The sequence below is a fragment of the Isoptericola jiangsuensis genome (genome assembly GCF_048320105.1).
Lineage (GTDB): Bacteria > Actinomycetota > Actinomycetes > Actinomycetales > Cellulomonadaceae > Isoptericola > Isoptericola jiangsuensis_A.
Genome location: NZ_CP182942.1, coordinates 1,726,192 through 1,752,496 on the forward strand (window position 1 = coordinate 1,726,192; position 26,305 = coordinate 1,752,496).

Genomic DNA, 26,305 nt, shown 5'->3' on the forward strand with positions numbered 1-26,305 from the left:
CCGCGACGACCGCGCAGAACTCCCCGGACGACGGCGCATTCCATGGTGCCGCGCTCCGCACTTCGACCGACCGACCATTCCGCACCGAACAGTGGAATCGTCCACCGAGAGGCCCGTGAACCGATGCCCGAATTGATGATGAACGATGAGATTGTCGCTCCTCTCGAGCTTGCGGACACCTGGGCCACCCGTGCCCGAGGGATGCTCTGGCGACGCACGCTGCCGCCCGCTCTCCTCATCCGCCCGTGCAACTCGGTGCACGGCGCCGGCATGACAGTCGCCCTCGACGTCGCACTGCTCGACGCGCGCGGCACGGTGCTGGAGATCCTTCTGCTCCGGCCCTGGCGGGTCACCCGACCTCGCCGCGGGGCCGTCGCCGTCCTGGAGGCGCCGCAAGGCAGCTTCGACTCGTGGGGACTGACGACCGGTGACGTGCTCCGCGTGAGGGACGAGACGTCCGGCAGCACGACGTAGCATCCCCTTCATGCCGCTGCTGCCTCGACTCCGGGACGAGATTGCTCCGTACCGCCGAACTGTGGCCGTCGGTACCATCCCGGCCGTCTTCTGGGCGGTCTGGGTGAGCGGACCAGGACCGGCAACAGCCGCCACGGTCGTCCTTGCCGCAGCCTCGGTGCCACTGTTCGTCATCGACCTGCGCACCCATCGTCTGCCCGACGCCATCACACTTCCATCGACGGCCCTCGTCCTGCTGCTCCTGGCGAGCGCCGGTCTCGTCACCGGCGATCCGGCACTGTGGCGGAGCCTGCTCGGCGGCATCGTGCTCGGCGGCGCCTACCTGCTGCTGCACGTGGTGAACCCCGCAGGCCTGGGCTTCGGCGACGTCAAGCTCGCCGTGCCCCTCGGTCTCGTCTCGGCCTGGTACGGGTGGCCGGTCCTCTGGGGGACGGTGATCCTGCCGTTCTTCCTCGGGGGGATCGTCGGGTTGGTGCTCATCGTGGCGCGCCGCGCGACCCGCAGGACCGCCATCGCCTTCGGTCCCTTCATGATCGCCGGCGCCGCGATAGTCCTCACCGGGGTGCGGATCGCCAACGGTTGAGCCGACATCGGCCAGCAGGTCTTCCACACCGCCCTCGACCCCTGGCTCGGCCGGGTCGAGCCCGACGGACATCGGCTCCCGCGATCTCGTCCGGTCCTGCGGTCTGCGGCCGGCCCTGCCCGAGCACCGGCGCGGACTCGGCCGACACGGGCTCCAGCGGACCGTCCTCGACCGGGGTGTCCGCCACGACGGTTCCGTGCGGCATCATGACGTCGACAGCAGCAGGGGCCACTCAGACCGTGCGGTCCGCGAGGGTTCCGGCGAGGTCGGCGAGCGCCACCTTGACGGGCCCGTCCGGCAGCGGCGCCAGCTCGGCGGCCGCCTCCCGCGCCCACCGGGAGGCCAGGTCGCGCGTCTGCGCGAGCACGGCGTGACCGCGCAGGTCCTCCACGACCGCGGCGAGCGCGGCGTCGTCCGCGAGGTCGCCGTCGAGCCGGGCGAGCAGGTCCGCGTCCGACGGCGATCCCTCGCCCCGCTGCACCGCCTGCCGCAGCAGCAGCACCGGCATCGTGGGGACGTGCTCGCGCAGGTCGGTGCCCGGCGTCTTGCCGGATTCCGCACCGCTGGACGCGACGTCCAGGACGTCGTCGGCGAGCTGGAAGGCCATACCGACCTTCTCCCCGTACGCCGACACGGCCTCGACGATGTCGTCGGCGCACCCGCCGAACATGGCACCGAGCCGCGCCGACGTCGCCAGCAGCGACGCCGTCTTGTCGCTCAGCACCTGCAGGTAGTGCTCGACCTCGTCCTCGTCGGGGCCGGGGCCGGTGGTCTCGTGGAGCTGGCCGAGGCACATGCGCTCGAACGTGCGGGACTGCAGCACGACCGCCTCCGGGCCGAGCCCTGCGACCAGCGCCGACGCCCGGGCGAACAGCAGGTCGCCCACGAGGATCGCCACCGTGTTGCCCCAGACGGTGTGGGCGGCGGGCGCTCCACGACGCACGGGCGCGGAGTCCATGACGTCGTCGTGGTAGAGCGAGGCGACCTGCGTGAGCTCGACGACGACGGCGGCGTCGACCAGCTCCGGTGCGGCGCCGTCGCCCAGCTCTCCCGAGAGCAGGGTCAGCAGGGGACGGAACCGCTTGCCGCCGGCGGCCACCAGGTGGCGTCCCGCGTCGTCGGCCAGGGCGTCCGCCGAGGTCACCGCGGCGTCCAGGGCGGCGTCGACCTGCACCATGCGCGCGGCGATCCGCTCGGCCAGCGCGGGGTCGCTCAACGGGATGCCGGTCGGCAGGGTCGCGGCGGCCGGCGCCGGGACGTGGGAAGCACGGGTCACGGTCCGAACCTATCTGCCCGAGGCGTCCCGGGCCGAACGGAGCTCACGGGCGGAACGCGGCCGCCTGCGTCATCCAGTCCAGCACGGGCCCGGGCAGCACCCCGAGGAGCACGACGCCGACGGCGCAGATCGTGATCGCGATCGCCGCCGGACCGCGGGACGCCACCACGACGACCGTGGCCCGCTGGACCGCACGAGCCGCCGTGAGCGTCCTCGTGGCCGAGCCACCGTCCGCGCCCGCGCCGTCCGGCTCCTGCCCGGGCTGTGCGGGCGGTGCGGCACCGTCGTCAGCCACGACCTCCTCGGCCGGCGGCGTGAGGACCATGAGCACGATCATCCGCACGTAGAAGAACACCGCCACCACCGACGACAGCACGCCGATGAGGGCGAGCGGCCAGGCACCGGCGTCCACCGCGGCCGAGAACACCGAGAACTTCGCGATGAACCCGGCGGTCAGCGGGATGCCGGCCATCGACAGCAGGAACAGCACGAACGCCGCCGTCAGCCAGGGTGCGCGCCGCCCCAGCCCGGCCCACTGGGTGAGCTGTGTGGCCTCGCCGAGCACGAGGCCGTCCGCGTCCTGCTCGCGCACCAGGGTGACGATCGCGAACGCACCCAGCGTGGCCAGCCCGTAGGCCAGCACGTAGAAGAGCACGGCCCGGGCACCCGTCTCGGAGAACCCGACGAGCCCGACGACGAGGAACCCGCCGTGCGCGATCGAGGAGTAGGCGAGCATGCGCTTGACGTCGGTCTGCACGGCACCTGCCGCGGTGCCGATCACCATGGTGAGGATCGCGACCACCCACAGCGCGACCTCCAGGTGCTGGCGCAGGTCGTCGCCCAGTGCCGCGGCGAGAGTGAACATCACCCGCACCAGCGCGCCGACGGCGGCAGCCTTCACGCAGGCCGCCATGAAGCCCGTGACCGGGGTGGGGGCGCCCTGGTAGACGTCCGGGGTCCAGGTGTGGAACGGTGCGGCGCCGATCTTGAACAGCAGGCCCGCGGTGATGAGCAGGACGCCCGCGAACAGCACGCCCGGGGTGCTGGTCAGCACCGTCACCTGCGGCTGGGCGAGCCAGTAGGCCGCCGTCTCCAGGCTCACCGTGGCGGTGGCCCCGTAGACCAGGGCGATGCCGAACAGCATCAGGGCGCTGGCGAACGAGCCGAGCAGGAAGTACTTGAACGCGGCCTCCTGGCTGAGCAGGCGACGGCGGCGCGCCGTCGCGCACAGCACGTACAGCGGCAGGGACAGCACCTCCAGCGCGATGAACAGCACGATGAGGTTGTCGGTCGCGGGGAAGAGGAGCATGCCCCCGGTGGAGAACAGCACCAGCGGGAAGATCTCGGTCTGCTGCACCCCGGCCTCCCGGGCAGCGTCCTCGTAGGCCGTGCCGGGCACGGCCGCCGCCGTGGGGGCGAACGCGTCCTCGCCCGTGCGCGTCCGGTCGGCGATCACCAGGACGCCGAGCACCGCGAGCAGGCCGATCACGAGCTGGATCCCGAGCGTGAACGGCGTGAGCAGGAACGTGCCGTCGACGACGTAGGCGAGCCCGTCGGTCGTGACCCGGTCCCACAGCAGCGCCACCGACGTCATGCTGCCCACGAGCGCGGCCAGGGTGAGGGACAGCTGGGTGGTGCGGCGTGCCCGCTCCGGCACGAACGCCTCGACGAGCACGCCGATCACGCCGGCGCCCAGCACGACGAGCACGGGCGTCAGGATCGCCCAGTCGATCTGTGGTGCGACGAACTCGTTCACTGCACGCTCCCCTCGACGGCCCCGAGCAGCGGCTCCGGGTCGGTGGCTCCCACGAGCTCGACGGTGACGCCCGCCGGCTCGCGCACGTAGTCCAGCACCGGCCCGGGCACGAGCCCGAGCACGACGAGCGCGGCGACCAGCACGCCGGCGACCGTCTTCTCCCGCCGGCCCAGGTCGGGCGCCCCGGCCAGCTCGGGCCGCACCTCACCGGTGAACATGCGCTGGTAGGTGAGCAGCACGTAGACGGCGGCGAGGACGACGGCGGGCACGGCCACCAGCGTCGCGACCGGCCAGTTCGGGTAGGACCCGAGGAACACCATGATCTCGGAGACGAACGTCGACAGGCCCGGCAGGGCCAGGGCCGACAGCCCGGCGACGAGGAAGGTGCCGCCGAGCACCGGGGCGACGGTCCGCATGCCGCCGTAGTCGGCGATGTCCTGGCTGCGGCGCGGGTGGCGGGCGATGGCGAACCCGGCGAGCAGGAACAGCGCGCCGGTGGAGATGCCGTGGTTGAGCATCATGAGGCTCGAACCCGAGATCCCCAGGGACGCGTAGCTGAAGATGCCCAGGATGATGAACCCGAAGTGGGACACCGAGGTGTAGCCGATGAGGCGCAGCACGTCGGACTGCCCGATGGCGAGGATCGCGCCGTAGAGGATCGAGACCACGGCGAGCACGACGACGAACGGTGCCGCCCAGCGGCTCGCCCCGGGGAACAGCGGCAGGCAGAGCGTCAGCATCCCGAAGGTGCCCACCTTGTCCAGGACGCAGATGAGCAGCGTGGACGTGCCGGGGGTGGCGTTCTGCGTGACGTCGGGCAGCCACGTGTGCACGCCGAACATCGGCGCCTTGATGGCGAACGCGAGGAAGAACGCCGCGAACATCAGGCGCTCGGCCGTCGGATCGAGGGCCAGCCCCGTGAGGTTGTCCGTGAGGAACGCGTCCGTGGGGCGCAGGCCCGTGGCGGCGTCGACCGGCACCTGCAGGTACAGCGCGACGACGGCGGCGAGCATGACCAGGCCGCCACCCAGGGAGAACATGAGGAACTTGACCGCCGCGTACCGTCGCTGCGCCCCCTGCCCGAACCCGCCGATGAGGAAGTAGGCGGGTATGAGCATCGCCTCGAACACGACGTAGAACAGGAAGACGTCACGGGCCGCGAAGACCAGCACCATGAAGCTCAGCAGCACCAGCACGGTGGCCAGGTAGCGCCGCAGTCGGGCGTGGTCGCCGCCCTGCTCGTGCCACGCCGCGAGGATCACCAGCGGGACCAGCCCGGCGCTGAGGGCGACCAGCAGCAGGGCCACCCCGTCCACCCCGACGGCGTAGCTCGCGCCGAGCGCGGGGATCCAGGAGTAGGTCTCGGTGAGCTGGTGGGTGCCCGCCGCGCCGGTGTCGAACGCGAGGAACGTCCCCACCACGAGGCCCACCTCGACCAGCGACCCGACCAGCGCCACCCAGCGGGCGGTGCCCGCGCTGAACCTGCCCCCGCCGGTCACGGCGCCCGCAGCCGGGCGCCCCCGCCCGACGCCGGTCAGCACCGTCGCGAGCGCGGCCACCAACGGCCACACCACGAGGGCCGTCAGCCAGGGAAATGTCGACATCGTCATCCCTTCCGTCCCCTCAGCTCGCCGTACCGGCGACGAGGACGATCACCAGCGCCACGAACCCGAGACCACCGAGGGTCACCGCGACGTACTGCCGTGTGTACCCGGACTGCATCCCGCGCAGCCAGCGGCCCAACCGTCCCACGCCGCTCGCCAGCCCGAGCCAGCCCGCGTCGACCGCGGTGCGGTCGGCGTACACCAGCGACCGGGTCAGCACCTGGCCCGGCAGCATGACGAGCGCCTCGTTGACGTCGTCCTGGTGCAGGTCGACCCGTGCCGCGCGGACCAGGGCCGGTGCCGGCGGAGGCTCGGTGGGCACGGGGCGCGTCGCGTACTGGACGAAGGCGAGCACCAGGCCCACCGCGACGAGCAGCAGCGTGAGCGTCATGATCAGCCAGATCGGCAGGACCGGCTCGTGGTGCTCCGCGTGGCCCGTCACCGGTTCCAGCCAGTGGACGAACCGGTCCCCGGCGTTGAGCACGAACCCCAGACCGACCGACCCGAAGGCCAGCACGATCATCGGCAGGGTCATCATCCACGGCGACTCGTGCGGGTGCCGCGTCACCAGGTGGTCCGCTCCGCCCGGGGTCTGCGAGCGCTCGGAGGTCCAGCGCCGTCGTCCCATGAACGTCATGAAGAACAGCCGCGACATGTAGTAGGCGGTGATGCCCGCGCCGACCAGCGCGACGATGCCGAACACCCAGGGCCGCCAGCCCTCGCCCACGAACGCCGTCTCGATGATCTTGTCCTTGGAGTAGAAGCCGGAGAACGGCGGGACGCCGAGGATGGCCAGCCAGCCGAGCCCCATCGTGATCGCCGTGACCGGCAGCAGCCGGGCCAGCCCGCCGAAGCGGCGCATGTTCACGTCGTCGTCCATCGCGTGCATCACCGAGCCGGCGCCGAGGAACAGGCCGGCCTTGAAGAAGCCGTGGGTGAGCAGGTGGAAGATCGCGAACGCGTACCCGACGGGCCCGAGGCCGGCGGCGAGCATCATGTAGCCGATCTGCGACATCGTGGACGCCGCGAGCGCCTTCTTGATGTCGTCCTTCGCGCAGCCCACGACCGCCCCGAACAGCAGGGTGAGCGCACCGACGATCGCGACGACGAGCTGCGCGTCGGGGGCCGCCTCGAGGAGCGGTCCGGACCGGACCAGCAGGTAGACGCCCGCGGTGACCATGGTGGCGGCGTGGATGAGCGCCGAGACCGGCGTCGGGCCGGCCATCGCGTCCCCGAGCCACGCCTGCAGCGGCAGCTGGGCGGACTTGCCGCACGCGGCGAGCAGGAGCAGCAGGCCGATGGCGGTGGCCGAGCCCTCCGAGAGCCCGGTGGCACCCTCGACGGCGTCCGCCCCGGTGCTGCCGAGCACGGAGGTGAAGTCGAGCGCGCCGACGTGGGCGAGCAGGAGCATCATCGCGGCGATGAGGCCCATGTCGCCGACACGGTTCATGATGAACGCCTTCTTGCCGGCGACCGCGTTCGGCAGCTCGTGGCCCCAGAACCCGATGAGCAGGTACGACGCCAGGCCCACGCCCTCCCAGCCGACGAACAGCAGCAGGTAGGAGTCGGCGGTGACCAGCAGCAGCATCGCCGCGACGAACAGGTTGAGGTAGGCGAAGAAGCGGCGGCGGTCCCGGTCGTGGGACATGTACGCCACCGAGTACAGATGGATGAGCGAGCCCACGAACGTCACCAGCATGACGAACGTCATCGACAGCGGGTCGATCCGGAACCCGAGGTCGACGCTCAGCGGGCCGGCCTCGATCCAGGTGCCGACCGTGTGCTGGGCGACGCGCTCGTCGGCGGGCACCCCCAGCATGTCGAGCAGGATCATCAGCCCGACCACGAACGTGGCGACCGAGGCGAGCAGGCCCAGCCAGTGGCCCCACCGGTCGGTGCGGCGACCGGCGAGCAGCAGCACGGCCGCGCCGATCAGGGGTGTCGCCACCAGCCAGGGGGCGAGCGAAAGAGTGTCCATGTCCCGCGCCCTCTCAGTTCTTCAGCAGGTTGACGTCGTCGACCGAGGCCGAGCGGCGGGCACGGAAGATCGTCACGATGATCGCCAGCCCGACCACGACCTCCGCGGCGGCGACCACCATCACGAAGAAGGCCAGCACCTGGCCGGTGATGTCGCCGTGCATCCGCGCGAACGTCACCAGGGCGAGGTTGGTGGCGTTCAGCATCAGCTCGATGCCCATGAACGCGACGATCGCGTTGCGCCGCAGCAGCACCGTGGTGGCGCCCAGGGCGAACAGGATCGAGGCGAGGTACAGGTAGTTGGTGAGCTCCATCAGCGGGCCTCCCCGTCGGTGGCGTCCGGGTTCTCCTGGGCCGCCGGTGCCGCGATGCGGGCCACCAGGGTCTCCTCCGCGCCGAGCATCTCGACCGCGGAGCGCTCCTGGCCCCGGATGCGCAGCACGCGGGGCACGGAGTGCTCGATCGGGCGGCCCTGCGGGTCGAGGGCCGGGGTGTCCATGGCGTTGTTCTGGGCGTAGACGCCGGGTGCCGGCAGCGGGGTGAGCGTGCGGCCGGACGGCAGCGCGGCGACCTTCGCCTCCGCGAGCGCCCGCTGGGTGGGCTTGCGTCCGAGCCGGCGGCGGTGCGTGAGCACGAGCCCGGCGAGCGCGGCCGTGACGAGCAGGATGCCGACGACCTCCATCGCCACCACGTAGTCCTGCATGACGACGCGGGCGATCGCGACCGGGTTGGTCACGGCGTTGGCCTCGGCGAGCCCGCGGGGCGGGCCGAAGGTGGCCCGGGCGACGACGCCGCAGAGCACGGCGGCCAGGCCGAGGCCGAGCAGCAGGCCGATCCAGCGCTGCCCGCGGATCGTCTCGGTGAGGGAGTCGGCGGAGTCGACGCCCACCAGCATCAGGACGAAGAGGAACAGCATCATCACGGCGCCCGTGTAGACCACGATCTGCACGATGCCGAGGAAGGGGGCCTCCTGGGCGATGTAGAGCACCGCGAGCCCGATCATCACGAACACCACGCAGACCGCGGCGTGCACGGCCCGGCGCACGAACAGCAGGCCGGCGGCGGCCAGCACCATCAGGGGGGCCGCCACCCAGAACAGGACGGTCTCGCCACCGGAGACGGTCATGCGCGAGCCTCCTTCGCACGCTTGGTCCAGTCGCCGTCCAGGTTGGAGCGTTCGGCGGCGGCGCGTTCCGCGGTCGCCCGGTCCTGGTCGGGTCGCAGCTCGTGCTGCGCCGGCACGGGAGCGGGGGCGTCGCCCGCGACGACGGCGGCGGCCGCGTCGAGGGTCTCGTCGTCCGGCCGGTGCTCGCGCACCCAGTCCACCTGCTCCGACGTCGGTGCGGTGACCTCGCCGCGGTAGTACTCGGTGTCGGTGGTGCCCTCGACCATCGGGTGCGGGGCGGCGAGCATGCCCTGCGCGAGGGGGGCGAGGATGTCCTGCTTCTCGTAGATCAGCCCGGCGCGCGTGGGGCCGGCGAGCTCGTAGTCCGTGCTCATCGTCAGCGCCCGGGTGGGGCACGCCTCGATGCAGAGCCCGCAGAAGATGCAGCGCAGGTAGTTGATCTGGTAGACGCGGCCGTAGCGCTCGCCGGGGCTCATGTGGGCCTCGGGGGCGCCGTCGACGGCGTCGACGTTGTCCGCGCCCTCGACGTAGATGGCGTCGGCCGGGCAGGCCCACGCGCACAGCTCGCAGCCGATGCACTTCTCCAGGCCGTCGGCGTACCGGTTGAGCTGGTGGCGTCCGTGGAAGCGGCCCTGCGGCGGGGTCTTGCGCCGCGGGTACTCCTCGGTGACGGCGGGCTTGAACATGGCCGCGAAGGTCACGCCGAACCCGGCGACGGGGGCGAAGAGCTCGCCCACCGGCCCCTTGGTCGGCCGCAGCGGCTCGTAGGGCTTGTCGGTCATCGCGTCTCCTCGTCGTCGACGGTCTGCGCGGTGCGGGTCGTGGTCGTGGTCGTCGAGGTCCCGGGAGCGCCGGCCTCGGTGCCGGCCTCGGTGCCGGGGGCGTCGTCGGATGCCGGGGCGACCTTGCGCCGCGCCCGCGGGGACGGGGGCAGGGCCTGCCCGGGCAGCGGCGGGACGGGGTAGCCGCCCGCGAAGGCGTCGAACTCCGCGGTGGCGCCGCCCGGGTCGTCGGGCCCGCCGGGCTTCTTGCGCTCCGGCAGCAGCCAGAGCACCGCGACGACGACGACGAACGCCCCGACGATCGCGACGATCATCTGCGTGCGGGTGATGCCGGCGATCCCGAACCACTGGAACGTCGCGAGCACGACGAGCCAGCCGAGGGCGAACGGGATGAGCACCTTCCAGCCGAACACCATGAACTGGTCGTAGCGCAGCCGCAGGAGCGTGCCGCGGATCCACACGAACACGAACATCAGCAGCCACACCTTGGCCAGGAACCACAGCACGGGCCACCAGCCGGTGTTGAACATGCCGTCGTTGATCATCGACAGCGGCCACGGTGCCCGCCAGCCCCCGAGGAACAGCGTGGTCGCGACCGCCGAGACGTTGATCATCGCGATGTACTCCGCCAGGAAGAACCAGGCGAACTTCATCGAGGAGTACTCGGTCATGTACCCGGACACCAGCTCGCCCTCGGCCTCCGGGAGGTCGAACGGCAGCCGGTTCGTCTCGCCGACCATGGAGATCAGGTAGACGACGAACGCCGGGGCCAGCGGGATGAACCACCACAGCTCGGTCTGGGAGTCGACGATGGAGGAGGTCGACATGGACCCGGCCATGATGAAGACGCTCACCAGGGACAGCCCCATCGCCAGCTCGTAGCTGATCACCTGGGCGGTCGAACGCACGGCACCGAGCAGGGGGTACGTGGAACCGGACGACCACCCGCCGAGCACGATCCCGTAGACGCCGATGGAGGCGCACGCCAGCACGTACAGCACCGCCACCGGGAAGTCGGTGAGCTGGGCCGGGGTGGAGTAGTCCGTGAACGGGATGGGCACCGTCGGCCCGAAGGGGATGACGGCGAACACCAGCAACGAGCAGAACACCGAGATCATCGGGGCGAGCAGGTAGACGAACTTGTCCGCCCGCGTGACCGTCATGTCCTCCTTGAGCAGGAGCTTCATCGCGTCGGCGAGGGACTGCAGCAGGCCCATCGGTCCGTGCCAGTTGGGGCCCGGGCGCAGCTGCATCCGCGCCACGACCTTGCGCTCGAACCAGATCGCGAAGAGCACGCTGGTCAGCAGGAAGACCACGATGAGCAGGGCCTTGATGGCCGACACCCAGATCCAGTCCTGGCTGAAGTCCGCGGCGACCCCGGGGATCATGCGTCGGCTCCGTTCTCGGTGGGCTCCTGGACGGGGACGACCCGCACGGGCTGGCCGGGCGAGACGCCGAGGCTCTCGTGCACCCGGCAGCCCACGCTCGCCAGCGGCAGCCACACCACGTGGTCGACCATCTCGGTGATGGCGACGGGCAGCGTGACGGACCCGCGGTCCGTCGCGATCGTCACCCGGTCGCCGTCGAAGACGTCGAACCCGGCCGCGGTGGCCGCGCTCATCCGGGCGACCGGGGTCTTGGCGGTGCCGGCGAGGAACGCCTCGCCGTCCTGCAGCGCGCCGTCGTCGAGCAGCAGCCGCCACCCGGCGAGCACCGCGCTGCCGGCGGGCACCGGTGGCGGGTCGACCGCCTCCTGGTCGGGTGCCGCGAACCGCTCCCCCGACCAGGCTCCGAGCGCCGCGATCGCCCGGTGGGCGGTGGCGGGGTCCCGGGTGCCGAGATCGACGTCGAGCTGGGCGGCGAGCGCGTCCAGGACGCGGTGGTCGGGCATCGCCGCGGAGTCCAGCGCCTGACCGAACGACCGGACCCGACCTTCCCAGTTCCAGTAGGAGCCGGCACGCTCGACGGGCGGCGCGACGGGCAGGACGACGTCGGCGAGGTCGGTGGCCTCGGTGCGACGCACCTCGAGCGCGACGACGAACCCGGCGGCGCGCATCGCCCGGCGGGCGTGCTCCGGGTCCGGCAGGTCGGCGAGCTCCAGGCCCCCGACGAGCAGCCCGCTCAGGTGCCCCACGCTCAGCGCGTCGAGGATGCCGGCGGTGTCCAGGCCGCGGGTGCTGGGCAGGGTGGCGGCGTCGACGCCCCAGGCCGCGGCGACCTCGGCACGGGCGGCGGCGTCCTCGAGAGGACGCCCACCCGGCAGCAGCCCCGGCAGGAGCCCCGCCTCGACACCGCCCCGCTCCCCCGCACGGCGCGGGATCCAGGCGATGCGGGCGCCGGTGGCGGCCGCGAGCCGCAGCGCGGCGGCGTACGCCCCGGGCGCCGACGCGAGCCGCTCGCCCACCAGGACGACGGCGCCGTCGGCGCTCAGCGCGCCGGCGACGTCCGCGAGCCGTTCGCGGTCGGCGTCGGCGGGCACGAGGTCACCGGCGGCCTGCGCGGCCAGCGTTCCCAACCACTCCGCCTCCGTGCCGGGAGCCCCGGGCAGCAGCGTGCCGTCGAGCCGGGCCAGGCCGCGGGAGGCGAACGGGGCCACCGAGAAGACGCGCGCCCCCGCGCGGACCGCCTGGCGCAGCCGCAGGAACGTGACGCCCGCCTCCTCCTCGGCCTCCAGGCCCGCCAGCAGCACCGCGGGCGCGGCCTCCAGGTCGGCGAAGGTCACACCGATCCCGGTGCCGGCCACCGCGTGGGCCAGGAAGTCCGCCTCCTCCACGGAGTGCACGCGGGCCCGCTGGTCGACGTCGTCGGTGCGCAGCACCGTGCAGGCGAACCGCGACCAGGCGAAGGCGTCCTCCACGGTGAGCCGGCCGCCGGGCAGGACACCCACACCGCCGTCGTCGCGGGCTGCCGCCAGGCCCCGGGCGGCGACCTCGAGGGCCTCCACCCAGGAGGCGGGCCGCAGCTCGCCGTCGGTGCGCACCAGCGGCGTCGTCAGCCGGTCCGGTGCCGACTGCCAGGTGAACGCGAACCGGTCCTTGTCGGTGATCCACTCCGCGTTGACCGCCGGGTCGTTGCCCGACAGCCGGCGCATCACGGTGCCACGCCGGTGGTCGATGCGGATCGCGGACCCGCACGCGTCGTGCTCGGCGATGCTCGGCGAGGACACCAGGTCGAACGGGCGCGAACGGAACCGGTAGCGCGCACCCGTCAGGGCACCGACCGGGCAGATCTGGACGGTGTTGCCGGAGAAGTACGACGCGAACGGCTGGCCCGAGGTGTCGGGCAGCGCGACGCCGAGCGGGACGTCCACGGCCGTGGCGGCACGGTCCTCCCCGGCGGGCGGGGCGAAGTCCAGCACCTCCTCGTCGAAGCGGCCGATCTGCTGGTGCGGACCGCGCTCCTGCAGGGCGATGAACTGGTCGCCCGCGATCTCCTCGCTGAACCGCGTGCACCGCTGGCACAGCACGCACCGCTCGCGGTCGAGCAGGACCTGCGTGGACACGTGGATCGGCTTGGGGAAGGTGCGCTTGACGTCCTCGAACCGGGTGTCGCCCCGACCGTTGGTCATCGCCTGGTTCTGCAGCGGGCACTCACCGCCCTTGTCGCAGACCGGGCAGTCCAGGGGGTGGTTCATGAGCAGCAGCTCCATGACCCCCTGCTGCGCCTTGTCCGCCACGGCGGAGGTGCGCTGCGTCTTGACGATCATGCCGGGCGTGACCGTCATCGTGCACGACGCCTGCGGCTTGGGCATGGGTCGCACGTTGCCCTCGCGGTCCGGCATGGAGACCTCGACGAGGCACTGGCGGCACGCGCCGGCGGGCTCCAGCAGCGGGTGGTCGCAGAAGCGCGGGATCTCGATCCCGACCTGCTCGGCGGCCCGGATGATCAGGGTGCCCTTCGGCACCGTGACCTCGACCTCGTCGATCGTGCAGGTCACCGTCTCGACCGGCGGCGCGCCGGCCGGCTTGTCCGTGGTGGCGGTCATCGTTGGCCTCCCGCGCCCGCGAGCGCCGACGGCGCCTCGGGCGTGTCGTCGAACAGGGTGGACCGGGCCGGGTCGAGCGGGCACCCGCGCCCGCCGAGGTGGGCCTCGTACTCGTCGCGGAAGTGCTCGATGCTGGACGTGATGGGCGACGTCGCACCGTCGCCCAGGGCGCAGAAGGCCCGGCCGAGGATGTTGTCGCACAGGTCCAGCAGCAGGTCGATGTCGCGCTCGTGACCGGCGCCCGCCTCGATGCGGTGCAGCACCTGCTTGAGCCAGTAGGTGCCCTCGCGGCACGGCGTGCACTTGCCGCAGGACTCGTGGGCGTAGAAGTCCGTCCAGCGGCTCACCGCCCGGACCACGCAGGTCGTCTCGTCGAAGATCTGCAGGGCGCGGGTGCCGAGCATGGAGCCCGCCGCCCCGACGGACTCGTAGTCCAGCGGCACGTCGAGGTGCTCGGCGGTGAAGATCGGGGTGGAGGACCCGCCAGGCGTCCAGAACTTCAGCTCGTGGCCCTGCCGGACACCGCCGGAGAGGTCGAGCAGCTCGCGCAGGGTGATGCCCAGGGGGGCCTCGTACTGGCCGGGGGTGGTGACGTGCCCGGACAGGGAGAACAGCCCGTGGCCCTGCGACTTCTCCGTGCCCATCGCGGCGAACCAGTCCGCGCCGTGGGCGACGATGCCGGGCACCGAGGCGATGGACTCCACGTTGTTGACGACGGTGGGCCGGGCGTACAGGCCCGCCACCGCGGGGAACGGGGGCTTGAGCCGCGGCTGGCCGCGGCGGCCCTCCAGGGAGTCGAGCAGCGCCGTCTCCTCGCCGCAGATGTAGGCGCCCGCCCCGGCGTGCACCGTCACCTCCAGGTCGAAGCCCGACCCGTGGACGTCCGTGCCGAGGTGGCCGGCCTCGTACGCCTCGGCGACGGCGGCGAGCAGGCGCCGGTAGACGTGCAGGACCTCGCCGCGCACGTAGATGAACGCGTGGTGGCAGCCGATGGCGTAGCTGGTGATCGCGACGCCCTCGATCAGGTGCTGCGGGCTGGCGAGCATGAGCGGGATGTCCTTGCAGGTGCCCGGTTCCGACTCGTCGGCGTTGACCACGAGGTAGCGGGGGCCGCCGTCCGGCGGGGGCAGGAAGCCCCACTTCATGCCGGTGGGGAACCCGGCGCCGCCGCGGCCGCGCAGGCCCGAGTCCTTCACGGCCTGCACGATCTCGGCGGGCGGCGTGGCGAGCGCCTTGCGCAGGCCCGCGTACCCGCCGGCGGCCTCGTAGGTCGCCAGCGTCCACGACCGGTCGTGGTCCCAGGTGTCCGTCAGGACGGGGAGCAGGTCAGTCATCGTCGCCACCCTTCTCCGGCTCGGGGTTGGGCTTGCCGCCCGACGGCGAACGCCCCGGGTTGTCGTCCTCCGGCACGGACTCCTGCCGTTCCGCGCTGGACTGCTCGGTACCCGTCCGGGGTGCCGCGTCGCCCGCCGGGGAGCCGGACGAGGCGGGTGCGGAGGCGGGTGCTTCGTCCTGGGAGGACGGCTCCTCGATGCCGTCCACCGCGGCGGCGGCACGCGCCAGCCGCAGCCCGGCCAGGGTCGCGTCGCCCGCGCCGACGCCCTCGTCGGCCCGTCCGTCCGAGAACCCGGCCAGCACACGGCTCATCCGCTTGAAGGAGCACACGCTCGCCGCGCCCCGCGTGGGTGCCACGTCCTCGCCGGACCTCAGCCGGTCCGCCAGGTCCGTCGCCGACCCCGGGGTCTGGTTGTCGAAGAACTCCCAGTTGACCATCACCACGGGGGCGTAGTCGCAGGCCGCGTTGCACTCCACGCGCTCCAGGGTGATCTTGCCGTCCGGCGTCGTCTCGTCGTGGCCGACGTCGAGGTGCTGGCTGAGCCGGTCGAAGATGGCGTCCCCGCCCATCACGGCGCACAGCGTGTTGGTGCACACCCCCACCGTGTACTCGCCGTTGGGGTGGCGCTTGTACTGGGTGTAGAACGTCGCGACGGCCGACACCTCGGCCGCCGTGAGCCCGAGCTGCTCGGCGCAGAACACCACGCCGTCACGGCTGACGTACCCGTCCACCGACTGCACCAGGTGCAGCATCGGCAGCAGCCCAGACCGCTCGTCGGGGTAGCGGGCCTTGATCAGCTCGGCGTCCGCCGTCAGCGCGGCCAAGGTCTCGGCGTCGTACCCCGTGCGCGAGCGCGCCCCGACAGGTTCGGCGGTCATCGGTCCACCCCTCCCAGCACCGGGTCCAGGGACGCGACGGCGACGACGACGTCGGCCACCTGGCCGCCCTCGCACAGCACCGACACGGCCTGGAGGTTGTTGAACGACGGGTCGCGGAAGTGCGCCCGGTAGGGGCGCGTGCCGCCGTCGGACACGACGTGCACCCCGAGCTCGCCGCGTGGGTGCTCGACCGTCTGCCACGCCTGACCGGCGGGGACCCCGAAGCCCTCCGTCACCAGCTTGAAGTGGTGGATGAGGGCCTCCATGGACGTGCCCATGATGTGGCGGATGTGGTCCAGCGAGTTGCCCTGGCCGTCGTGCCCGACGGCGAGCTGCGCCGGCCAGGCGATCTTCTTGTCCTCGACCATCACCGGCGCGCCGACCGAGTCGTCGAGCCTGGTCAGGCACTGCTCCACGATCCGCAGCGACTGGTAGCACTCCTCCAGCCGGATCACGACCCGCGCGTAGCAGTCCGCGGCCGTGTCCGTGGGGACGTCGAAGTCGTAGGTCTCGTACCCCGAGTACGGGAACGCCTTGCGCACGTCGTAGGGGTGGCCCGCCGAGCGCAGCACCGGGCCCGTCACGCCGAGGGCGAAGCACCCGGCGAGGTTCAGCACGCCGACGTCCGTCAGACGGGACTTGAAGATCGGGTTGGCGAGCATGAGGTCACCCAGGTCCTTGAGGTAGCCGCGCACCTTCGGCAGCGCCGCACGCACCTGCTCGGTGAAGCCCTCGGGGACGTCCTGCGCGACACCGCCCGGACGGATGAACGCGTGGTTCATGCGCAGACCGGTGACGGCCTCGAAGATCCGCAGGATCTCCTCGCGCGCCGTGAACCCGATCGTCATGACCGTCGTCGCGCCCATCTCGTTGCCGCCCGTACCCAGGCACACCAGGTGCGAGGCGACCCGGTTCAGCTCCATGAGGGCCACCCGGATGACGCTCGCCCGCTCCGGGACGTCGTCGGTGATGCTCAGCAGCCGCTCCGTGCCCAGGCAGTACGCCGCCTCCTGGTAGAAGGGCGCCAGGTAGTCCATGCGCGTGCAGAACGTGGTGCCCTGCGTCCAGGTGCGGTACTCCATGTTCTTCTCGATGCCGGTGTGCAGGTACCCGATGCCGCAACGGGCCTCGGTGACCGTCTCGCCGTCGATCTCCAGCATCAGGCGCAGCACCCCGTGCGTGGACGGGTGCTGCGGCCCCATGTTGACGACGATCCGCTCCTCGCCGATCGCCTCGCGCGCGATCTCGTCCCAGTCGCCGCCCGAGGCCTCGAACCCGGCGACGCCCGGCCCGTAGTCCTCCGCGGCCGGGCGGGTGGAGTGCACGGGGTGCGGGCCGGTGTCGGTCTGCGCCGTCATGAGTACCGCCTCCTCTCGTCCGGTGGTGGCACCGTGGCGCCCTTGTACTCCACGGGGATGCCGCCGAGCGGGTAGTCCTTGCGCTGCGGGTGGCCCGGCCAGTCGTCCGGCATCTCGATCCGGGCCAGGCTCGGGTGGCCGTCGAAGACGATGCCGAAGAAGTCGTACGTCTCGCGCTCGTGCCAGTCGTTCGTCGGGTAGACCTCCGTCGTGGACGGCAGGTGCGGGTCCGCGTCCGGACAGGTGGTCTCCACGCGCAGCCGCCGCCCGTGCGTCACCGACGTCAGGTGGTAGACGGCGTGCAGCTCACGACCGTCGTCCTGCGGGTAGTGCACCCCCGACACGCCCAGCGACAGCTCGAAGCGCAGGTCCTGGTCGTCGCGCAGCGCCCGGCACACCGCGACCAGGTGCTCACGCGCCACGTACAGCGTCAGCTCGGCCTCCGGGCTCGGGTCCTCGCCCTCGCCGCGACCCCGCGGATCGGTGATCATCACCCGCTCGACGGCCTCGTCGAACTCCACGCCGGCGTCCCCCAGCACCTCCGCCAGCACGTCGACCGCCTCGTCGAACCAGCCCCCGTACGGGCGTGCCGCCGCCGGCGGCATCGTCAGCACCCGCGTCAGCCCGCCGTAGCCCGTGGTGTCGCCCGAGCCGTGCACGCCGAACATGCCCGTGTGCTCCCGCACGACCTCCGCCGTCGGACCGCCCGCAGCAGCGGCGTCCGGCGCCGTCGGACCCTGCAGGTCCTTCATGACGTCGTCCCCGCTCATCGCAGCAGCCCCAGCATCCGGGACGTCGGTGTCGACTCCAGCGCCGCGGCCTCCGCCGCCTTCGCCGCCTCGACACGGTTCACGCCCAGCGGCGAGTCCTGGATCTGCTGGTGCAGCGCCAGGATCGCGTTGATCAGCATCTCGGGACGCGGCGGGCAGCCCGGCAGGTAGATGTCCACCGGCACCACGTGGTCCACGCCCTGGACGATCGCGTAGTTGTTGAACATCCCACCGCTGGACGCGCACACGCCCATCGACAGCACCCACTTGGGCTCGCTCATCTGGTCGTAGACCTGACGGACCACCGGTGCCATCTTCTGGCTCACCCGGCCCGCCACGATCATCAGGTCCGCCTGGCGCGGCGACGCGCGGAACACCTCCATGCCGAACCGTGACAGGTCGAACCGGGACGCGCCCGCCGCCATCATCTCGATGGCGCAGCACGCCAGCCCGAACGTCACCGGCCACACCGACGCCTTGCGCAGGTAGCCCGCGAGATCCTCGATCGTCGTCAGCAGGAACCCTGACGGTGCCTCTTCCAGCCCCATGTCTCCTCCTCCCCGCAGAACCGTGGTGCCGGTGCAGGACCGGCCCCCTTGCCGCTCACCTCGTCAGACCCAGTCGAACCCGCCGCGCCGCCACTCGTACACGAACGGCACCGTGATCAGCGCGAGGAAGATCACCATCGCCGCCAGCCCGAAGCCCGCCAGGACCGTGAAGTCCACCGCCCACGGGTAGAGGAAGACCACCTCGATGTCGAAGACGATGAACGTCATCGCGACCAGGTAGTACTTGATCGGCAGGCGCCCGCCGCCCGTCGCGTGCGGCGTCGGCTCGATGCCGCACTCGTAGGCGTCCAGCTTGGCCCGGTTGTAGCGCTTCGGGCCGATGACGGCGCTCGCCGCCACCCCGCCGAGGGCGAGCACCAGCCCGATCCCCATGAGGATCAGGACCGGCAGGTAGGGGTTGGTCATCGGTCTGCCTCCACGTTCGCGTCACTTCGTCGTGCCACTGCGGAAATCATGCGGGGTTCGCCTCGCACGACCGCTGCGGTGCCTCGCTCCGGCACACCTCGTACCTCGCCGCCCCTGCACGGGGGCTCCTCGCGCTCATGCCTTGGGAACCACCCTCGTGAGTCCCGCGATCACCCGGTCGACCCAGTCGCCGCCGCGCGGTTCGTAGCAGTCCGAGAGCAGCTTGAGGACGAACTGCATCACCACCGGGCGGGGCAGCCCGTACCGCACGCACGCCCGCATGACCGCCGGGTGCTCGATGAGACGGACGAACCAGCGACCCAGCGTGTAGTAGCCACCGAGGTCGGCGCGCATCCGGTCCGCGTACGTGGCGAGCGTGCGCTCGCGGGCGTCGTCGGTCAGGCGCGTGCGAGCCTGCGCGATCGACTCCGCGGCCACCCGGCCCGCCTGCAGCCCGTACGCGATGCCCTCACCGTTGAACGGGCTGACCATCCCGGCGGCGTCGCCGACGAGGATCGCGCCGTTCGCGTACAACGGCGCCCGGTTGAAGCCCATCGGCAGCGCGGCACCGCGGATCGGGCCCACCTGGTTCTCGGCCGTGAACCCCCACCCGGCGGGGGTGCTGCGCACCCAGGTGTCCAGCAGCGCGCGGTAGTCGTGGCCGGCCGCGGACTGGCGGGCGGGCGTCGAGGACACCGACCCGAGGCCCACGTTGGCCGTGCCGTCACCCAGGGCGAAGATCCAGCCGTAGCCGGGCAGCAGGTTCGACTCCCCCGGCGTGCCGTCCCACAGCTCCAGGTGGGACTCCATGAAGGGGTCCTCGTGGCGGGCGGTGCCCTCGGTGCGGAAGTAGGTGCGCACCGCGGTGCCCATGGGGCGGTCGTCCCGCCGGGTGACGCCGAGCGCCGTCGCGAAGCGCGACGACACGCCGTCGGCGGCGACCACGACCGGGGCGCGCAGCGTCCGGGGGGCGCCGTCCGCCCGGCCACGCCCGTCCAGCGCCTGGGCGACGACGCCGACCACGCGGCCGGTGCGCTCGTCCACCTCGGGGCCGGTGACGCGGGTCCGTTCGAGCAGCTTGGCGCCCGACGCCTGGGCGTGCTGCACCAGACCGTGGTCGAGGGTCATGCGGGAACGGGCCATGCCGTAGCCCGGGTACGTCGTCAGGTCGGGCCAGGCGAGCTCCCACGAACGCCCGCCGGCCACGACGCGCAGACCCTCGTTGCGGATCCAGCCGTCCTCCGTGCGGGTCTCCACACCCATCCGGGCCAGCTCGGCCACGGCTCGGGGGGTGAGCCCGTCACCGCAGACCTTGTCCCGGGGGAACGCGGACTTCTCCAGCAGGAGCACGTCGAGCCCCGCGGAGGCGCACCAGTGCGCCGTCGACGCGCCGGCAGGACCAGCGCCCACGACGATCACGTCCGCGTCGTCGCCCTGCGTCGTTCGCACTGCTCACCCCGGAAAAGTGAGACCCCGACGCCCTTGCCGGAGATCTTTGTGAACTCGATCACAACGTTCTGCGAGCACTCTAACCACGTTCACGGATCCCTGTGTAGGAAGGCAAGCCTTCCCTGGAAGCCACGGTGGCGTCATCGCTGGCCACCGCATACGGTCGAGACCACACCATCCCGCAGGAGTCCGCCACCCAGGAGGTACGGAACCATGAAGGCCATCACCACACTCGCCGCCGGTGTCGCCCTCGGCTACTTCCTCGGCACCGACAAGGGCCGGGAGCAGCTCGACAAGGCCAAGGGCTGGGCAGTCGACACGTGGAACGACCCTCGCGTGCAGGAGAAGGTCAGCGAGGTCCAGGAGAAGGTCACGAGCAAGGCCTGATCACCGTCAGGGTGGGGCCGGGTGTCCGAGCGCGACCGCGCTCGGACACCCGGCCCCAGCCTGTCGAGCAGCCCGCCTGCCGCCTACCGTCGCCGACACTCGGCCTCATCTCAGGCACCCCGGCACCCGGCGCCCGATGCCCGGCGCCCGGCGCCCGGCGCTCGCGGGCAGAACCTCAGTCGCGGGGACGCGTGGCGCGGTGCAGGGCGACGATGCCGCCCGACAGGTTGCGGTACCCGACCCTCGACCAGCCGGCCTCCAGCAGCAGGCGCCCCAGCGCGTCCTGGTCCGGCCAGGCCCGGATCGACTCGGCCAGGTACTCGTAGGAGCCCTTGTCCCGGGTCACGGCGGCCGCCACGGGCGGCAGCGCCCGCATCAGGTACTCCATGTACAGGGTCCGCAGCGGCGCCCACGTCGGGTGCGAGAACTCGCAGATCACCACGCGCCCGCCCGGACGGGTGACGCGCAGCATCTCGCCCAGCGCGCCGACCGTGTCCACCACGTTGCGCAGCCCGAAGCTGATCGTCACCGCGTCGAACGAGGCGTCCGCGAACGGCAGCCGGGTGGCGTCGCCCGCCACGAACGGCAGGTCGGCCCGGCGGGACTTGCCCACCGTGAGCATCCCCAGCGAGAAGTCCGACGGCACGACGACGGCACCCGAGTCCGCGAAGGGTTCGCTGGACGTCCCCGTGCCCGCGGCCAGGTCCAGGACCCGGTCCCCCGGGCCGGCTCCGACGGCGGCCACCGTGGCACGACGCCACCGGCGGTCCTGCCCGAGCGAGATCAGGTCGTTGGTCAGGTCGTAGCGCTCGGCGATCCCGTCGAACATCGACGCGACCTCGGCGGGCTTCTTCTCCAGGCTGGCGCGGGACACGTCGCCCATCGTCCCACGACCATCGTGCCGCGCGGCCCGACTGGCCCCGCCGTGCCGCGTCGTGCCGCGTCGTGCCGCGTGGGCAGTGCGGGCGGGCAAGGTCCGCGGCGCGCGACGTAAGGTGGGCACGATGTCAGCCACGCCCCGCCCGGCGCCGGTCCCGCCGTCGGGAACCTCCGTCGGCACGCCGTCCCGGAGCCCTGAGGCCCGCCCCCTGGTGGTGCGCACGGTCCGCCTGGACTCGCTGCCCACGGGGCTGACCGCCCTCGTCGATCTCCTGCCCGACGTCCGCCCGCTCACGTGGGTGCGGCGTGGCGACGGTCTGGTCGGCTGGGGCGAGGCGCTGCGGCTCGACACGTTCGGACCCGGCCGGTTCGCCGACGCCGAGGAGGCGTGGCAGGCCACGCTCGCCCACGCCGTCGTCCGCGACGAGGTGCGCCTGCCCGGCACGGGACCCGTCGCGTTCGGCACCTTCGCGTTCGACGACGGCCCCACCGGTGACGCGTTCGACGGCGCACGCGAGCAGGGCACGCTCGTCGTGCCGCGCGTCGTCGTCGGACGGCGCGGCGAGGACGCGTGGATGACGACGATCACGAGCGGCGACGTCCTCGACGCGCCCGGCGAGGACGCGCTGGCCGCGGTGCACCGCGCGCCGGTCACCTCGCCCGGACCGGTGCGCCTCGCCGACGGCGCCGTGGGGGCCCGCGACTGGCCCGCCGTCGTCGCCGAGGCCGTGGCCCGCATCCAGGCCGGCGAGCTGGAGAAGGTGGTGCTCGCCCGTGACGTCGTCGCGACCGCCGAACGGCCCGTGGACCCGCGCTGGCTGCTCGCCCGGCTCGCCGAGGGCTACGAGTCCTGCTGGACGTTCTGCGTGGCGGGGATGATCGGCGCGACCCCGGAGCTGCTCGTGCGCAGCGAGAAGGGCCTGGTCACCTCGCGCGTCCTGGCCGGCACGATCCGCCGGGAGGCCGGCATGAGCGACGACGACGCCCTGCTGCACGCCGCCCAGCTCGCCCGCTCCTCCAAGGACCTGGAGGAGCACGAGTACGCGGTCCGTTCGGTGGCCCACGAGCTGGAACGGTTCTGCACGTCGATGAACGTCCCGGACGCCCCGTTCGTGCTCCACCTGCCGAACGTCATGCACCTCGCCTCGGACGTCACGGCCGTGCTCGACCCGGGTGCGCGCGCGAGCTCCCTGGGGCTCGCGGCTGCGCTGCACCCGTCGGCGGCAGTGTGCGGCACGCCGACGGTCGCGGCCCGGGACCTCATCCGCGAGATCGAGGGGATGGACCGGTCCCGCTACGCCGGTCCGGTGGGCTGGGTCGGGGCCGACGGCGACGGCGAGTGGGGCATCGCGCTGAGGTCCGCGGAGCTCGGCGAGGACCCGCACCACCTGCGCCTCTTCGCCGGGTGCGGGATCGTGGCGGCGTCCGACCCGGCCGCCGAGCTCGCGGAGTCCGACGCGAAGCTGGTGCCCATGCGCTGGGCGCTCGGCGCGGACTGACCCTCCCCGCCCGTCTGCTCACCCTCACCCTCACCCCGGTTCAGCAGAACGCCACCGTGTCGGCAGGATTCCCTGCCGACACGGTGGCGTTCTGCCGATCCGACGGATGCGGATCGTTGGTGTCCCCGTGGCGGCGGAACGGGGGAGGGGGGTGTGCCGCCGCCACGGGAGTCTGGGGGTGGATCAGTTGCCGAAGAGCTCCTGGAGCCAGTCGGGGATGTTGTCCGGCTGGGTCGAGTCCGAGCCGTCCTGACCGGAGCCGTCCTGGCCCGAGCCGCCGGGCACCCAGCCCTCGCCGCCCTGACCCTGCTGACCCTGACCCTGCTGGCCCTGACCCTGCTGGCCCTGACCCTGCTGGCCCTGGTCTCCCTGACCCTGGTCGCCGGCCGTCGTCGTCTCCTCGCGGACGGCAAAGGTGACGTCCACGGTGCTGGTCTGACCGTCGCGGACGTAGGTGACCGTCGCCTGCTCGCCGGCCGAGCGCTCGCGCACGTACGCCGTCAGCGACTCCGCGCCGTTGACCGCGTCGTCGTCGACCGCGACGATCACGTCACCCGACTGCAGACCGGCCTCCGCCGCCGGGGAACCCTCGGTGACCTCACCGATCTGGGCACCGCGGCGCGTCACGCCGTCGGCGGTCGCCGAGGCGTCCCCGAGGGAGACGCCGAGGAAGGCGTGCTCGGCGGTGCCGTCCTCGACCAGCTGCTCCGCCACGGACGTGGCGAGGTTCGCCGGGATCGCGAACCCGAGCCCGATCGAGCCGGACTGGCCCGACCCGGACGACATGGTCGCGATGGACGACGTGATCCCGATGACGCGACCCTGGGCGTCGAACAGCGGACCACCGGAGTTGCCCGGGTTCACGGCCGCGTCGATCTGGATCGCGTTGGTCACCACGACGTCGGAGGAGTCCTCGCCGGAGGCCGCGACGGGCCGGTCCAGCGCGGACACGATGCCGGTGGTGGCGGTGTTGGCCAGGCCCAGCGGGTTGCCCACGGCCAGCACCGAGTCGCCCACCTGGACGGCGTCGGAGTCACCGACGGTCGCCGGCTGCAGGTCGTCGGGGGCGTCGACCAGCTGGACGACGGCGAGGTCGGTCGTCGGGTCGGTGCCGACGATCTCGGCCTCGAAGAGCCGCCCGTCGCTGAGGGTGACCTGGACGTTGCCCTCGGCGCCCGACACGACGTGGTTGTTGGTGACGATGTGCCCGGCGTCGTCGACGATGACGCCGGACCCCTCGGCCCCGCCGGCCTGGCTGCTCACCTGGATGGCCACCACGGACGGCGCGACGGCGGCCGTGACGGCCTGCCAGTCGGGGTTCTCGTTGGTCGAGCTCGCGACCGGGGCGGTGGTGGACTGCTCCGGGGTGCCGACCTGGGCGAGCGACGTCGAACCGTCGTCGTCGAGCGCGTAGATCAGCCCGACGGTCGCCCCGCTGGCCAGCACGGCCGCACCGGCGGCGGCTGCCACCACGGGCACCCAGCGCGACTTCTGCTTGGTCGCGGTCGGGGCGGTCTGCTGCTGCGGGGCCGGCTGGCCGTACATGGCCGGGTACGACGGCGCGGCACCGGTCGCGTACGGAGCCTGCGGGTGCGGCTGGGGCGCGGACTGTCGGTACTGCGGGCTGCCCTGCTGGTACGGGGCGGACTGCGCCGACCGGTCGTCCTGCTGGTTCGCGCGCTGCCGGTTCGCGCCCTGGTGGACCGGGCTCTGCTGGTTCGCGCTCTGCTGGTTCGCGCCCTGGTGGACCGGCGCCTGCTGCGGCGGCGCGGGAACGGGGTGCGCGAACTGCGCCGGCTGCGGGATCTGCGGCCCGGCGGGCGTCGACGACGATGCCGACGGCGTCACGGGCAGCGGCGTCGTCTGCTGCTCGACCGGGTGGTTCTCGGGGCCCGACGGCGGCTGCGGTGCGGGGTTGTTGTCGGTGCTCATGGGGTGCCCTCCTCGAAGGTTCTGCCCCTAGGCAACACCCCCAGCCTTGGACGACCCTTGGGCGAACCTGTGAATCACCTGTCAATCGCCGGGTGCCGACGTCGGTGCAGGTCAGCGGGCCGGCGTCACGGGGTCGGCAGGTCGAGCGCGAGGATCCGGTCGTCGTCGGGGCCCGGGCTCCCCCGCCCGTCGGTGTTGCTGGTCAGGACCCACAGGCGTCCGTCGGGCGCGACCACGGCGTCGCGAAGCCGTCCCAGCTCGCCGGAGAGGAGCTCGGACGAGGCCGTCGGGTCGGCGACCGGGACGGTGCGCAGCACCTCCCCGCGCAGGTTCGCCAGGTACAGCGTGCCGCCGACGTGCGCCAGACCGCTCGGGCTCGCCTCGCCGGGCTCCCACTGCTGCACCGGGTCGACGAACTCCTCGTCGCCGGCGATCCCCTCGACGACGGGCCACCCGTAGTTCCCGCCCGCCTCGATCACGTTGAGCTCGTCCCACGTGTCCTGCCCGAACTCGGTGGCGTACATCGTGCCGTCGTCGGCCCACGCCATGCCCTGCGGGTTGCGGTGGCCGTGGCTGAGCACGGGCGATCCGGGGTACGGGTTGTCGTCCGGGATCCCGCCGTCCGGCGTCAGACGCAGGATCTTGCCCGCGAGGACCTCCAGGTCCTGTGCAGCGCCGGGGTCTGCGGCGTCGCCGGTCGTGACGTAGAGCATGCCGTCCGGTCCGAACGCGAACCGTCCCCCGTCGTGGTGCGCGGCGGCGGGCAGCCCCTCGAGGATCGTCTCGGGCTCACCGAGGCCGAACGCGCCGGGCTCGCCGACGACGTCGAAGCGTTGGACGCGGTTGCCGTCCGCGGCCGTGGAGTAGGCGTACAGCCGCCCGTCGTCGTCCACCGCCAGACCGAGCAGTCCCGCCTCACCGGTGGCCTGCACGCCCTCGACGACCCCGACCTCCCGGGTGCCGCCGTCGTCGTCGAGCTCGAGGACGCGCGCGCTCCCGCGCTCGCTCACCAGCGCCACGCCGTCGCGGAACGCGACGGACCACGGCACGTCCAGCCCGGAGGCGACCACGTCCGGTTCCCCGGTCGGCAGGGCACCCGACGGCGCCGCGGAGGGCGGGGTGGACGGCGGTGCGCTCCCGGCGCGGTCACCGCCCCCGTCGACGGCGGTACCTCCGTCGGGGCCGCAGGCGACCAGCAGCGCACCGAGCACCAGGGCCCCCACTCCTGTCGCGGTCACGGGCGTCGTGCGGCGGCTGGTCATCGTTCTCCCGGGGCTGGG

At 72.6% G+C, this 26,305-nt stretch carries 23 protein-coding genes; 4 read left to right on the plus strand and 19 right to left on the minus strand.

The features are described 5' to 3' along the window. The first annotated feature begins 138 nt into the window (after positions 1-138). Positions 139-474 (plus strand): DUF192 domain-containing protein, encoded by a 336-nt coding sequence (locus ACNHYB_RS08170; protein WP_418277925.1) that lies wholly within the window; start codon positions 139-141, stop codon positions 472-474. 10 nt (positions 475-484) lie between these two features. Continuing rightward, on the plus strand, positions 485-1,057 hold the full coding sequence (locus tag ACNHYB_RS08175) for a prepilin peptidase (protein ID WP_418277926.1): 573 nt from the start codon (positions 485-487) through the stop codon (positions 1,055-1,057). Between the two features lie 232 nt (positions 1,058-1,289). Here ACNHYB_RS08175 and ACNHYB_RS08180 read toward each other — a convergent pair whose 3' ends face one another. From ACNHYB_RS08180 to ACNHYB_RS08255, 16 genes are all read right to left on the minus strand, one after another. Further along, a complete protein-coding gene (locus ACNHYB_RS08180; RefSeq protein ID WP_418278017.1) occupies positions 1,290-2,234 on the minus strand; it encodes a polyprenyl synthetase family protein in 945 nt (314 codons plus the stop codon). A gap of 142 nt (positions 2,235-2,376) precedes the next feature. Further along, positions 2,377-4,089, minus strand: coding sequence for an NADH-quinone oxidoreductase subunit NuoN (gene nuoN / locus ACNHYB_RS08185; protein ID WP_418277927.1), 1,713 nt, complete (start codon positions 4,087-4,089; stop codon positions 2,377-2,379). Continuing rightward, complete coding sequence (locus tag ACNHYB_RS08190; RefSeq protein WP_418278018.1) at positions 4,086-5,693, minus strand: NADH-quinone oxidoreductase subunit M; 1,608 nt, start codon at positions 5,691-5,693, stop codon at positions 4,086-4,088. The genes nuoN and ACNHYB_RS08190 overlap by 4 nt, the downstream gene beginning before the upstream one ends. A gap of 19 nt (positions 5,694-5,712) precedes the next feature. Further along, a complete protein-coding gene (gene nuoL / locus ACNHYB_RS08195) occupies positions 5,713-7,671 on the minus strand; it encodes an NADH-quinone oxidoreductase subunit L (RefSeq protein WP_418277928.1) in 1,959 nt (652 codons plus the stop codon). A gap of 13 nt (positions 7,672-7,684) precedes the next feature. Continuing rightward, positions 7,685-7,984, minus strand: coding sequence for an NADH-quinone oxidoreductase subunit NuoK (gene nuoK, locus ACNHYB_RS08200; RefSeq protein WP_418277929.1), 300 nt, complete (start codon positions 7,982-7,984; stop codon positions 7,685-7,687). Beyond that, positions 7,984-8,796: an NADH-quinone oxidoreductase subunit J gene (locus tag ACNHYB_RS08205; protein WP_418277930.1), complete on the minus strand. Its 813-nt coding sequence runs from the start codon at positions 8,794-8,796 to the stop codon at positions 7,984-7,986. The genes nuoK and ACNHYB_RS08205 overlap by 1 nt, the downstream gene beginning before the upstream one ends. Next, positions 8,793-9,578: an NADH-quinone oxidoreductase subunit NuoI gene (gene nuoI, locus ACNHYB_RS08210; protein WP_418277931.1), complete on the minus strand. Its 786-nt coding sequence runs from the start codon at positions 9,576-9,578 to the stop codon at positions 8,793-8,795. The genes ACNHYB_RS08205 and nuoI overlap by 4 nt, the downstream gene beginning before the upstream one ends. Beyond that, a complete protein-coding gene (gene nuoH, locus ACNHYB_RS08215) occupies positions 9,575-10,966 on the minus strand; it encodes an NADH-quinone oxidoreductase subunit NuoH (protein ID WP_418277932.1) in 1,392 nt (463 codons plus the stop codon). Before nuoH ends, nuoI begins: the two co-directional genes overlap by 4 nt. Then, complete coding sequence (locus tag ACNHYB_RS08220; protein WP_418277933.1) at positions 10,963-13,563, minus strand: NADH-quinone oxidoreductase subunit G; 2,601 nt, start codon at positions 13,561-13,563, stop codon at positions 10,963-10,965. Before ACNHYB_RS08220 ends, nuoH begins: the two co-directional genes overlap by 4 nt. Next, positions 13,560-14,897, minus strand: a complete 1,338-nt coding sequence (gene nuoF, locus ACNHYB_RS08225) for an NADH-quinone oxidoreductase subunit NuoF (protein ID WP_418277934.1) — start codon at positions 14,895-14,897, stop codon at positions 13,560-13,562. Before nuoF ends, ACNHYB_RS08220 begins: the two co-directional genes overlap by 4 nt. Continuing rightward, complete coding sequence (nuoE, locus tag ACNHYB_RS08230; RefSeq protein ID WP_418277935.1) at positions 14,890-15,777, minus strand: NADH-quinone oxidoreductase subunit NuoE; 888 nt, start codon at positions 15,775-15,777, stop codon at positions 14,890-14,892. The genes nuoF and nuoE overlap by 8 nt, the downstream gene beginning before the upstream one ends. Then, a complete protein-coding gene (locus ACNHYB_RS08235) occupies positions 15,774-17,135 on the minus strand; it encodes an NADH-quinone oxidoreductase subunit D (RefSeq protein ID WP_418277936.1) in 1,362 nt (453 codons plus the stop codon). Before ACNHYB_RS08235 ends, nuoE begins: the two co-directional genes overlap by 4 nt. Then, positions 17,132-17,905 carry an NADH-quinone oxidoreductase subunit C gene (locus ACNHYB_RS08240; RefSeq protein ID WP_418277937.1) on the minus strand — a complete coding sequence of 258 codons (774 nt, stop codon included), beginning with the start codon at positions 17,903-17,905 and terminating at the stop codon, positions 17,132-17,134. The genes ACNHYB_RS08235 and ACNHYB_RS08240 overlap by 4 nt, the downstream gene beginning before the upstream one ends. Then, positions 17,902-18,453, minus strand: a complete 552-nt coding sequence (locus tag ACNHYB_RS08245; RefSeq protein ID WP_418277938.1) for a NuoB/complex I 20 kDa subunit family protein — start codon at positions 18,451-18,453, stop codon at positions 17,902-17,904. Before ACNHYB_RS08245 ends, ACNHYB_RS08240 begins: the two co-directional genes overlap by 4 nt. Positions 18,454-18,516: 63 nt before the next feature. Continuing rightward, the gene (locus tag ACNHYB_RS08250; protein WP_418277939.1) at positions 18,517-18,879 is read right to left on the minus strand and encodes an NADH-quinone oxidoreductase subunit A; all 363 of its coding nucleotides are present in this window, start codon (positions 18,877-18,879) and stop codon (positions 18,517-18,519) included. Between the two features lie 135 nt (positions 18,880-19,014). Continuing rightward, positions 19,015-20,328 carry a geranylgeranyl reductase family protein gene (locus ACNHYB_RS08255; protein ID WP_418277940.1) on the minus strand — a complete coding sequence of 438 codons (1,314 nt, stop codon included), beginning with the start codon at positions 20,326-20,328 and terminating at the stop codon, positions 19,015-19,017. Between the two features lie 213 nt (positions 20,329-20,541). On the opposite strand from ACNHYB_RS08255, the gene ACNHYB_RS08260 reads away from it, so the two are divergent. Next, positions 20,542-20,715 (plus strand): YtxH domain-containing protein, encoded by a 174-nt coding sequence (locus tag ACNHYB_RS08260; protein WP_418277941.1) that lies wholly within the window; start codon positions 20,542-20,544, stop codon positions 20,713-20,715. 175 nt (positions 20,716-20,890) lie between these two features. On the opposite strand, the gene ACNHYB_RS08265 is transcribed toward ACNHYB_RS08260, so the two are convergent. Then, positions 20,891-21,589 carry a demethylmenaquinone methyltransferase gene (locus ACNHYB_RS08265; protein ID WP_418277942.1) on the minus strand — a complete coding sequence of 233 codons (699 nt, stop codon included), beginning with the start codon at positions 21,587-21,589 and terminating at the stop codon, positions 20,891-20,893. 130 nt (positions 21,590-21,719) lie between these two features. On the opposite strand from ACNHYB_RS08265, the gene ACNHYB_RS08270 reads away from it, so the two are divergent. Beyond that, positions 21,720-23,093, plus strand: coding sequence for an isochorismate synthase (locus ACNHYB_RS08270; protein ID WP_418277943.1), 1,374 nt, complete (start codon positions 21,720-21,722; stop codon positions 23,091-23,093). A gap of 183 nt (positions 23,094-23,276) precedes the next feature. Here ACNHYB_RS08270 and ACNHYB_RS08275 read toward each other — a convergent pair whose 3' ends face one another. Continuing rightward, positions 23,277-25,025 (minus strand): trypsin-like peptidase domain-containing protein, encoded by a 1,749-nt coding sequence (locus ACNHYB_RS08275; protein ID WP_418277944.1) that lies wholly within the window; start codon positions 25,023-25,025, stop codon positions 23,277-23,279. A 125-nt stretch (positions 25,026-25,150) separates the two neighbouring features. Then, a complete protein-coding gene (locus tag ACNHYB_RS08280) occupies positions 25,151-26,287 on the minus strand; it encodes a PQQ-dependent sugar dehydrogenase (RefSeq protein WP_418277945.1) in 1,137 nt (378 codons plus the stop codon). Between the last annotated feature and the right edge of the window lie 18 nt (positions 26,288-26,305).